Genomic DNA, 10064 nt, shown 5'->3' on the forward strand with positions numbered 1-10064 from the left:
AGCTCCCGGATCACCGCGTCGAACCCACTCAGCCGCTGCACCACTCCGCCCCTAGCCTGGCCCGCGGCTGAGGAGGGGCTGGGGGGCGAAGGGCTGGCCTGGGCCGCTGGGACGCCTGGCCCGGCGCTAGCACCCCGCAGGCCGGAGCGGGAGGAGGGACCAGGAGTGGACGTGGGGCTCGTGGGGGTAGGGGAGGAGGTTGGACGCGCGGGCTGGGGGGAGGCAGGAGTGAGTGTGCGGGAAGTCCCCTGCACGGGCTGCGGGGCAGGGCCCACCCGCAGGTCGGGGGTGAGCCACAGGGCGTACTCCGCTAGGTCCCGTACCGTGGCTGGGTGCTGGCTCAGGAACTCCCGCACCTTGCGCACCGCTTCCGGCGCGGTGCGCTCCAGGGTCTCCCGGAGGTTCCGCTGGTCCTCCGTGAGGGTCGCTGCGGCCCGATCCCCGAGGCTCACGAGATAGGCTAGGAACACCGCGTACACCCGCTCGTCCGGACCCGCGAACACCCGGCCTCGCAGCAGGCCCTCGATCACCGCACCGGCCTGGAGGATGGAACCCGTGGTGAACCGCAGGGTATAGGGCTGCTGCAGGTCGTTTCCGGCCAGGTCCCGGCCCGTGACGGTGACGGTGTAGGGGGTGTTGGGCCGGAGGTCGGAGGGGACGAAGGTCACGGTCCGGTTCCCGTTAGACCAGGTGGGGGCCCCCAGGGTGAGACTGGGGTTCGCGCGCAGCTGCACGGTGTTCGTAGCCATGGGCTCGCTGAAGGTAATGGTGATCCGGGCCTCCGTGACGTTCTGGGCCTCGTTCGCGGGCTCCGTGGCCGTCACCGCGGGCGGGATCCGGTCCGTGGCCGTTCCCCGGATCAGGTTGGACTCCGCGCACCCCACCAGGAGCGCCGCGGACAGGACCAGTGCCAACCACCGCATCGGTGCACCTCCTCAGGGAGCCTGGAGGGTGATCTCCACCCCCACGACGTCGTAAGCCGGCGGGGCGTTCCCCGCTTGCGCCTCCCTCTGCACCATCACATCCCGACCCGGGTCGAAGGAAACAAACCCCAGGGAATCCTCCACCCCACGTCCCAGGGCGTCCAGGGGCCGGTTCCACCGGTCGGTGGTGACCACGTTGACCTTCACGGGTCCCTGCAGCCGGCCCGAGTCCAGCAGACGCGAGAAGGGAACCTCCACCCTCAGGGACTTGCGGTCTGGGCTCACACTGCCGCAGGTACAGGGTTCCGGCGGAAGGGTGGTCCGGAACAGAAACGGTGGGAGGTCCACGGTGCGTCGGGTCGCGAAGAAAAACCGGCCCCGATAGTACAGGGCGTAGTGCGTCCAGTTCTCCCCACTGGGCGAGGGGCCTGTGAGCAGTCCCGGCAGGGTGCTGAAGGCCACGTAGTACCGCCCCGCCTCCGGTCCGTCGTCCACGGGGCCGCCCAAGTGCACCCGGACCGTGAGCACTCGGCCGTCCCCCTGCGCCGCCGCTCCCGTGGCCAGCACGAGGACAACGAAACACCACAGCACAACGGCCCGGAGCACCCTCAACCTCCTCGCGGTATTCTACACCAATAGACGCCCCCCGGGCCGCCGCGGTTCACCGGTGCCGGAGTGTTCCGAACCGGAGCCAGGGTTTCGGCCTCCAGGCGTTAAATTTTTAGGAAACGGAGACGACGATGCGGCAGGTAGTGGTCTTGGTAGTCGCGGCCCTTGCCCTCAGCGCGTGCGGAGGGTTCGGAGGGCCTTCTGGCGCCGCATGCCCAACCGGACCCACGCCTCCCGGGACCAACACCCTGCGCGGGGTGGTAGTAGAGGGCAGGGGCACAGACGGCCAGGTCTCGGGCCAGCCGGTGCGGTGTGCCCGGGTCACGGTGGAAACCGCGGAGCGGACCGTGGTGGTCTACACGGACGCCTCCGGAGCCTTCGACACGGGCCTGGGAGGGTCCTTTGCCTACGCGATCCATGTCCTTCCTCCCGAGGAGATCGGGGCCGCGGCTCTCTCCGTGTACGACCTGCACACCGCGCAGACCCCGTTCCCGCTGCGGATCTCCCTCCCCCTCCGGAAACCTGGGGGACCTCCTCCCCCGACATCTCAGGCGAGGCCCGCGGTCCAGGGCCGGCTGCTCGACTCCATGGGCTTGCCTCAACCGGGCTTCTCCCCCCTCGGCGAGCGGCCCGGAGGTCCCGGGACCATCGGATTCGTGTGGTGGGGGGCGTATGGGAGCCGGACAAGCCCGCCTTGGCTGGACTCCGGGATCACGAACGACGACGGCGGGTTTGAGGTGTGGACGGACTCCGTAGTCCGTCACGGCTCCGTACGCCCCTTCTTCGCAGGCAACTATACGGGCCGGTCTTCCCTCGGGGATGTCCGGTTCTTCCGGGAGTACGCCTTACTCCCCTCGGTGAGCCTTCCGGCGGACCGGAGCGCGGAGGTGGGCACGGTCCGGATGGTGCCCGTGACCACGAGTCTCCTGCTGCTCTACGACCCTTCGGCCCGGGACGTGCTGCGGGCCCTGGGCCGCAACGGCTTCAGCTTCGTGTACCTCCTCGCCCGACCCCCAGGAGAACTCGACGACCTCGAACTCGCCCAGGCCTACACCGGCCCCTTTATCGGGCAGCTGGCGGTGCAGCAGGAAGTGCCGGTTCCGCCCGTGCTGGGCGCGGGCAGTCCCTTTGTGGACGTGTTCGCCCTGGGCTATGCCTACGACGCCACCATCCGGGACGGGACCGGCGAGGTCTCCATTACGCGCTCCCCCTTCCGGGATGGCTCCATCCTCGTCTCGTACCTCCCGGCCCCCGGATCTCCGTCGTGGGACGGAGGAACCTCCTCCTTCCGGTGGACCCCGGTGCCGGGGGCAGGGGTCCACGAGGTGAACCTGCGGGACTCCGCGGGCCGGCCGGTCTGGGTCGGAGTACGCGGGGGGAACGCGAACAGCGCCCGCCTCCCGTTCCCCCTCTTACGCCCCGGCTCCTTTGTCTACGTCTACGCAAACGACGCGGAGCAGCCCGCGGATTGGGTCCTCGGCCGCACGGGGCCGGTGGGGAGCACTGCCGGGGTCCGTCTCCTCCGCGCGCCGCTTCTCCTCCGGATGCAGCCCTCCGCAGCCCTCGCCCGGGAGCCCATCCCCCGCATGATCCGGGAGTCCTACAGCCGGACGGTCTTCCTCTCACCCTGAGGCTAGCGGCACCGGACAGTGCCTGTGGTCAGCTCCAGGGGCCGGCAGGCGGAGATACGCCCCCACCCGTACTGTGGGTCGAATCCGGGGGGGCCCAGGTCCCGGGCGGTCCGCTCCAGGGCCACCCGCACGGCCTTGGGCCCCAGGCCCGGGGAGAGTTCCAGGAGGAGAGCAGCGGCTCCGGATACGTGGGCTGCGGCGAAGGAGGTCCCGGAGACAAAGAGATACCGTCCGCCCGGGAACGCGGTGAGGATGTCTACCCCCGGAGCCACCACGGAGAGGAACGCCCCCGGGGTACTGGTGGGGTCCCGCCGGTCCCCGCGGTCCGTGGCTCCCACGGCCACCACCCCCGGTACGGCCGCGGGGTAGGGAGGGGTCTGACCCTCTCCCCCGTTCCCCGTCGGGGCGACCACGAGGATCCCGCTTTCGAGGATCCTCTGCACCACCCATCCGAGTGCCGCGTCCGGGGGGCCCCCAAGGCTCACGTTGAGGATCCGGGCCCCGAGCCGTACGGCGAGGTCGAGGGCCCGGATGACCTCATCCGTGCGGCAACGGGCCTCGATCCCGCCTCTCCGGACCGCGACGCAGGCCCGGAGGGCGAGGATCCGGCTTCCCGGGGCCACCCCGGTCATCCTCTGCCGGGCCGCGATCACCCCGGCCACCGCGGTGCCGTGCACCTCGGGCTCGTAGGGGGAGCCGGTCACATCCCCGGCCCGGACCACCCGACCCTCGAACTCCGGATGCGCCACGTCCACCCCGGTGTCCACCAGGGCAATGGGGACGTCCCTTCCCTGCGTCCACCGGAGGGCAGTGGGGACCTGGAGGAGGACGGGTGCGTACTGCAGACTCCGCAGATCTCCGCCCGCGGCTCCCTCCAGGAGGGCCACCCGATCCGCGGACCGCACACCCGGGATCCTCCGAAGCCGTTCCAGCACGGCCTCTGGGTCCTGCCCCGGAGGGATTCGGTAGGTGACGAGGGTCTCCCCGGTGGCCGGGAGGGCGTGGACCCGGACCACGGCGAGTCCGACCTGGACAGCGACCCGTTCCGGGAGCCCCTCAACAGGATCCAGAAGGGCCACCACCTCGTCCGGCACCCGGTCCGGTCCCTCTTTGCCTAGGACCATGTAGGACGTGGCGAACGTCCGGCCACCCTCCACGAGGGCATCGAGGACGTACCGGCCCGGCCTTCCGGTGGGGAGGGGAGGACTCAGGAAGGTCTTTCGGCCCTGGTCCACCTGGCTCCGGGTCTCCCCCACTACCTCTCCGTCCACCTGCCAGCGGACCCTCACCTCCGCACTCCGGTCTGCCTCCACGAGCACCCTCGCCCGCAGGGGCCGGCCTGGCTCTACCGCGGCGGTATGCCCCCAACCCTCGAACCCCACGCTCTCGGGCGTCACCCGGACTCCCCCCGCCGCCGCGGAGGAGACCGGCACCTGCCCCCCACTCGGGAATTCCCGGGAGCCGGGAACTCCCGGATGCGGAGGAGGGGCCGGAGGGGGGCCTCCGGGGCTCCCTGGAGGAGCGGGAACATCCGGCTTCCCCGTGGCCCAGGCGAGGGGCCGGACCGCGGGCGAGACCACCACCGCGAGGAGGATCAGGAGAAGACCAGCCGAGGAAACAGGACGCATCCCTAAGGCTCGCGTTCCACGAACAGAATCGTCCCCTCCCGCCGCAGCCGCCTTATCACCTGCTCGGGATCCACGTCCCGGCGCAGGCGGATCCGGTAGAGCCCGCTCGCCCGGGGACCCTCTGCGATGGTCCCCCCGATCTCCTGCAGCAGAGCCCGGATCTCCTCCTCCGGGGTCCTCGGGTGGAACACCACCTGGAGTGTGGGAGCGGGTTCCTCACGGGCGACGCCGAGGGTCACCAAGGGATCGCCCCTCAGGGCAATCCCGGCCATCACCATCCCCACCGCGGCAGCGAGGGCCACAAGGGGGCGCACGAGCCGGACGACCTCCCGCGGGGGGTGCTCCCGCTCATACCGGAGGATGCGCATCCAGGTGCGGTCGAGCACCTCGGAGGAGGGTGAGGGAAGGGAGGTGGAGAGGTCGTGCAGAGCCCCGCGCAGCCGCACAAGGACCTGCAGGTCCTGCGCGCACCGAGAGCATAGGTGCAGGTGCGCCTCCACCGCAGCGGCTTCGGCCCTCTCCAGGGCCCCCGCTGCGTACCAGGGGAGCAGTGATCGCACCCGCTCGTGCTCCGGAGTCACGTTCCTCGTTGGGCCTCCTCCCTGTGCTCTTCCGGAGGTCCGAGGGCCCGCCGGAGCTTGCGCTTGGCCCAGAACATCCGGGTCTTCACCGTGTTCACCGGGCAGCCTAGGATCCGGGCGATATCCTCGTACGGGAAGCCGAAGAAGAAGGCGAGCTCCACCACCTCCCGATGCTCCCGGGGCAGATCCCGGAGCGCCTGCTCCACCGCAAGCCGGGTGTCCATCCTCTCGAACTCGCACACCGCGGACTCCCAGATCCCCCCGTCCGGGTTCTCCCGGGCCGCGGCCCGCCGCCGCATCCACTCCACCGCCTTGTTCCGCGCGATGCGGAACAGCCACGTCCGCGGCCGGCACTCTCCCCGAAACCGGGCCGCCTCCAGCCACACCGCGAACATGGCCTCGCTCAATACATCCTCCGCCGCGTGCCCGTCTCCCAGAAGCCGATACAGGTAGCCGTACACCGCCTGGCTGTGCCGGTCGTACCACTCCCGGAAGGCTGTGGGATCCTTCTGGGCGATGAGCCGCAGCAGCTCCTCGTCTCTCATGACCTCCCCAAGAGCTTCGGCGGCCCGGCCCGAGCCCCTGCACCTTCCCCTAGAATTTGGTCGCAAACCCGGGCCTGCAGGTTCAACGCCGCAGGGAGGAGACGGATTAGACAGCCCACCCCAGCCGGTTGAAGGAAAGGGTTCCCCACAGGTTGATGAAGGTGCTGGCGGCCACGGACGCCAGGGGAAGGGGTCGGAGCGGATTCCCCAGACCGCCCTTTGTCAGGATTGCCAGCATGGGGAGCACGTCCAGGCTGAACCGGTATCCGAACTGGCTCCAGCCGGTGATCCCGTAGGTCACGAGGGGGATCGCGGTGAGTGCCGTGGCGACCGCGGCAGCCCCCGAGAGGCCCCGGAGCGGGCAGCGGAAGGCGTACAGGAAGGCCGGGGTCGTCAAAAAGAGCCCCATCCCCACAAGGGACGGCCGCACGAATGGGAAGGAGTTAGAGAACACTGGCCCCGCGAACAGGATGGCATGGATATGGCGGGGAACATAGCGGAGATCGAAGCGCCCTTGGGTGAACCATGGCTCCTGGAAGTACTGCGGGTGGTAGTACCCCAGGTCGAGCACGGTTCCGAACCGGGCGAAGTTGTACAGCAGGTAGAGAGCCGCCATGGCTCCCAGCCCCAGACCGAAGGCGACCAGGGCCCGGATGCGACGTCCGGGGTCCTGGATCTCCCGGGTGAGGAGATAGGCAAAGAGGGGAAACGTGAGGAACGTGGGGAGTCGGGAAAGACCCCCGAGCCCCACGAGCATCCCCACAAGCCAGGGCCGTCCCCTTCCAGCTGCCTCTGCCAGAGCCGCCATCAGGAAGAAGACCGCGGCGGCGTGGGCGAATGTCCACAGGCTTCCGTCCGTGGAGGCCCACCACAGGTTCGTCCCGAAGGCGACAAGCCAGGTGGTAAGGACACAGGCGACAGGGTCCCATCCCAGGCGACGGGTAGCCACCCAGAACAGGCCCACCGCCGAGGCCCCCACCGCGGCGGAGATGATCGTCTGGTTCGTAGCGGTGCCGAAGACCGCCACGAAGGGCAGCACGAACAGCACCGGAGCCGGAGGATTGATCACGAAAGCCCGCTCCCCGTACCTGGCCACCTCCAGCCAGGGCGGAGGATCTATTAGGAAAAGGCGCCCCTCGAGGAAGGCATGGGCCAGAAGAACGTAATGATTATAAGGAGTGGAGGGCCGGGACGTCAGCAGGTAAACGAGGAAGACCGCTCCGGCAATCCCCCACCCGCTCCTCAGCCCCGAACAGAACCCTCGGGCCAGTCGACCTCTCAATGCATTCTCCCTGACCTGCAGCGCTCCCTCATCTGCCTCCTCCGGCTCCGGAGAGGCCCTCTGGATCGGGAGATCCCACGTCCCCTCTCCTCCCTAGGGTTGGTACGTCACGTCCTGCCAGCATCGCCAGCACCGAGAACATCCTCCGCCTCCGCTTCACCATGACTCCCTCCTTTCAGGACTGGGTGTCCCTCAAGAAGTTCTACAACGGAACTGCCCCGCCTTCCTGGATGCCGGGGGCATTTGGGCCTGAACTTACCGTGCTCCCACCGCACCCTGCGCATTGAGAAGCCCCCACCCGAACCGGGCATCCCGCCCTGCCTCTCCCAGGTCGAGGGCCGTGGCCCGCAACCGCTGCCGGATCGTCTCCACCCCCCGGATCCCCCGGCTCATCATCAGGGCCACCACCCCGGAGACGTGCGGGGCGGCCAGGGAGGTCCCCTGGGCCCGGAAGTACCCGTGGCCCTGGGCGAGGCTTGTACTGGCGCTGAGCACGAGATCCCCGTCCGGGGAGCCGTCCATCGCGCACTCCGTCACCGAACTCCCCCCGGGGGCCACCACCTCCACCTCCGGCCCCTCCGCGGAGTAGACCGCGCGCTCGTTCCGGCAGTTCACCGCCCCGACCGCGATCACCTCCGGGAACCGGGCCGGGTACTCGACCGGGCCGGAGTAGGTGTTCCCCGCGGCGGCCACCATCACCACCCCTCTCTGGTATGCGTACCGCACCGCCGCGGCCAGGAGCTCGCTGAAGTATGGGGTCGCGAAGCTCATGTTGATCACCTGGGCCCCCCGGTCCACGGCATACACCATGGCCGCCACCACGTCCGAGACAAAGCCCCCGTCCTCGGGGCAGGACCCGAAAGCCCGGAGGGGAAGAATCCGGGCCCCGCCCGGACCCCAATTCACCCCCGCCCCGCCCATCCCGTTGTTCGTGAGAGCCGCGATCACTCCCGTCACGTGCACCCCGTGGCTGAACGTCTCCGGGGACATCCAGCACCCCGGCCAGCGGGGATCCCCATCCCCGTCCACGAAGTCGAACCCCCCCACCGGGATCCCCCGGAGGTCCGGGTGGTCCGTGATCCCGTCGTCGATCACCGCCACCACCACCTCGCTCGAGCCCGTCGTGCACGCCCATGCCTGCGGCAGGCGGACGCTCCGGTAGTGCCACTGGTAGCGGTACAGGGGATCGTTGGGCTCCCGCTGGAGGAAGACAGGGGCATCGGGTTCCGCGCTCTCCACAGCCCCGGATCTCCGAAAGGCCGCAAGCGCCGCCTCCGCCCTCCCCGGGGCTACCCGAATGACCCGCGTCCGGAGGGGCGCTATCTCCCGGACCACCTCTCCCCCGAACGGACCCAGAAGCCCCTGGACCTCAGCGAGCTGCGCACTCGGCCGGAACCGCACCAGCACCCGGTCCGTGGCGTGCTCCTGCCTCCCGGACCTCCCCCTATACCCCCCGGGCTCCTGACCCTCCCCGCCCCGCCGCGGGGAGGGGGTCCCGGCAAAGACCTGAGAGAGGGGAAGGCAGGCCTCCGGAATAGAGGGCTGCGGGATCCACGGGGCTAGAAGCCCGCACCCGGAAGTCACCAGGGTGAACCCCAAGAGGAAAGACAAGTAGCGGATACGCATGCTCCCGGCTCCTCCCACCGATTCTACATCCTTCTTCACTCTTTCTCCCTACGGGCCCGGTCCGGGGCAGGATCCTGCGGGTACGCTCCCTCCTGAGGGCCCGGAATAGCTCTTTTGCCGCCAGGGGGCCAGGCCATCTTCCCCTTGCAGGGGATCTATGAATCGTGCAAAAATTAACATCGGTCCTCGGGGCTGGGGGATTGAACCTTTGGGCCCCGGGGAGCGACTGAACAGACGGAATCTTAGATCCCACGAGGCGAGCCCGGGAAAGGGGGTGAAGGAGAGGAACGGGCGGTGGGGAGATCGACCCGCCGGGAGAAAACCTCAGGAGGACTCCTGGGGGTTCTGTGAATCTCAATTCACGCAGAAGACTGCGACGAAAGGAGGTAAGGAGATGGCCCGATTTCGTGCGTTTCAGGGGGCTGCCCTAGCTGTGGTGGCGGCCCTCGTGGCTGCGGCCTGCGGAGCGGCACCGACGGCTCCGGCGACCCCCACTCCGACCCCCCCTCCTCCCACGCCCCCTCCGGCTCCCACGTTTAGCGTGACGGCCACGGTCCCGGCGAGCGGGGCTACAGGGGTAGCGCCGACCACGGTGATCCGGATTACCTTCAATGCTGCGGTGGCGAACGCGGGTCCGGGGAATCCGTGCGCGGCGGGGAATATCTTGATCGCGCCAGCGCCTGTGGCGGGTCCCACGGCGTGCACCATCCTGGCGGGTGGGAACGCGGTGGAGTTGACGGGGCTTGTGCTCAATAGCTCGACGACCTACACGGTGACGGTGCAGCCGCAGGTGGCGAGTGCCACGGGGGTGCAGCTAGGGGGCACGGGCTTCTCGTTCTCCTTCACCACCCGGTTCTGGACGACTCCACCCACCACGGTGAACGCGGTGTTCCTGCAGGATGGCACCGTGTGCGACAACGGGCCCGTAGTCCCCTCCTCATTAGTAGGGGACGATGATGCTGTGCCCGTCGTTTGCCCCTCGGTTGCCACCACCGGTGGGTCTCCGGACCGTTTCTTCCGTGCCTTCCAGGCCTTCGGGAGCCCTGTGGGGCTTGCGGGGGCGGTGATCATCAGCGCCACCTACACGGGGGAACAGGCGGTCTTAGGGGGCAATCCGTACGTGGACCTCGGTGGGGCGCTACTAGTGGAGGGGGTGAACTGGCTAGTGTCCGTGACCCCGGGGGTTCTAGACGCCACCGACTTTGGGGCGCCCGCGGTGGGGCCGACGGTGTTGGCTGC

The 10064-nt window shown here is 69.3% G+C and carries 9 protein-coding genes; 2 read left to right on the plus strand and 7 right to left on the minus strand.

Annotated features, from left to right (window positions below; translation table 11 throughout):
• Both N0A24_11905 and N0A24_11910 read right to left on the minus strand, forming a co-directional pair.
• On the minus strand, positions 1-923 hold a 923-nt coding region (locus N0A24_11905), incomplete at its 3' end, for an Ig-like domain-containing protein (protein MCS7174044.1).
• Positions 924-935: 12 nt separating this feature from the next.
• A complete protein-coding gene (locus N0A24_11910) occupies positions 936-1529 on the minus strand; it encodes a hypothetical protein (GenBank protein MCS7174045.1) in 594 nt (197 codons plus the stop codon).
• Positions 1530-1663: 134 nt separating this feature from the next.
• On the opposite strand from N0A24_11910, the gene N0A24_11915 reads away from it, so the two are divergent.
• The gene (locus N0A24_11915) at positions 1664-3163 is read left to right on the plus strand and encodes a hypothetical protein (GenBank protein MCS7174046.1); all 1500 of its coding nucleotides are present in this window, start codon (positions 1664-1666) and stop codon (positions 3161-3163) included.
• 2 nt (positions 3164-3165) lie between these two features.
• Here the strand turns inward: N0A24_11915 and N0A24_11920 are convergent, their stop codons facing one another.
• The 5 genes from N0A24_11920 to N0A24_11940 all read right to left on the minus strand — a co-directional run bounded on the left by N0A24_11920 (position 3166) and on the right by N0A24_11940 (position 8825).
• Positions 3166-4560: a S8 family serine peptidase gene (locus tag N0A24_11920; protein MCS7174047.1), complete on the minus strand. Its 1395-nt coding sequence runs from the start codon at positions 4558-4560 to the stop codon at positions 3166-3168.
• Positions 4561-4793: 233 nt separating this feature from the next.
• On the minus strand, positions 4794-5351 hold the full coding sequence (locus tag N0A24_11925; protein MCS7174048.1) for a zf-HC2 domain-containing protein: 558 nt from the start codon (positions 5349-5351) through the stop codon (positions 4794-4796).
• Between the two features lie 17 nt (positions 5352-5368).
• A complete protein-coding gene (locus tag N0A24_11930; GenBank protein ID MCS7174049.1) occupies positions 5369-5917 on the minus strand; it encodes an RNA polymerase sigma factor in 549 nt (182 codons plus the stop codon).
• Between the two features lie 106 nt (positions 5918-6023).
• Complete coding sequence (locus N0A24_11935) at positions 6024-7013, minus strand: hypothetical protein (GenBank protein ID MCS7174050.1); 990 nt, start codon at positions 7011-7013, stop codon at positions 6024-6026.
• Positions 7014-7454: 441 nt separating this feature from the next.
• Entirely contained in the window at positions 7455-8825 is a 1371-nt protein-coding gene (locus N0A24_11940; GenBank protein ID MCS7174051.1) for a S8 family serine peptidase, read from the minus strand.
• 394 nt (positions 8826-9219) lie between these two features.
• On the opposite strand from N0A24_11940, the gene N0A24_11945 reads away from it, so the two are divergent.
• Positions 9220-10064: Ig-like domain-containing protein (locus tag N0A24_11945; GenBank protein ID MCS7174052.1), on the plus strand; the 845-nt coding region annotated here is incomplete at its 3' end.

It is taken from the genome of Armatimonadota bacterium (assembly GCA_025059775.1).
Classification (GTDB): Bacteria; Sysuimicrobiota; Sysuimicrobiia; order Sysuimicrobiales; family Sysuimicrobiaceae; genus Sysuimicrobium.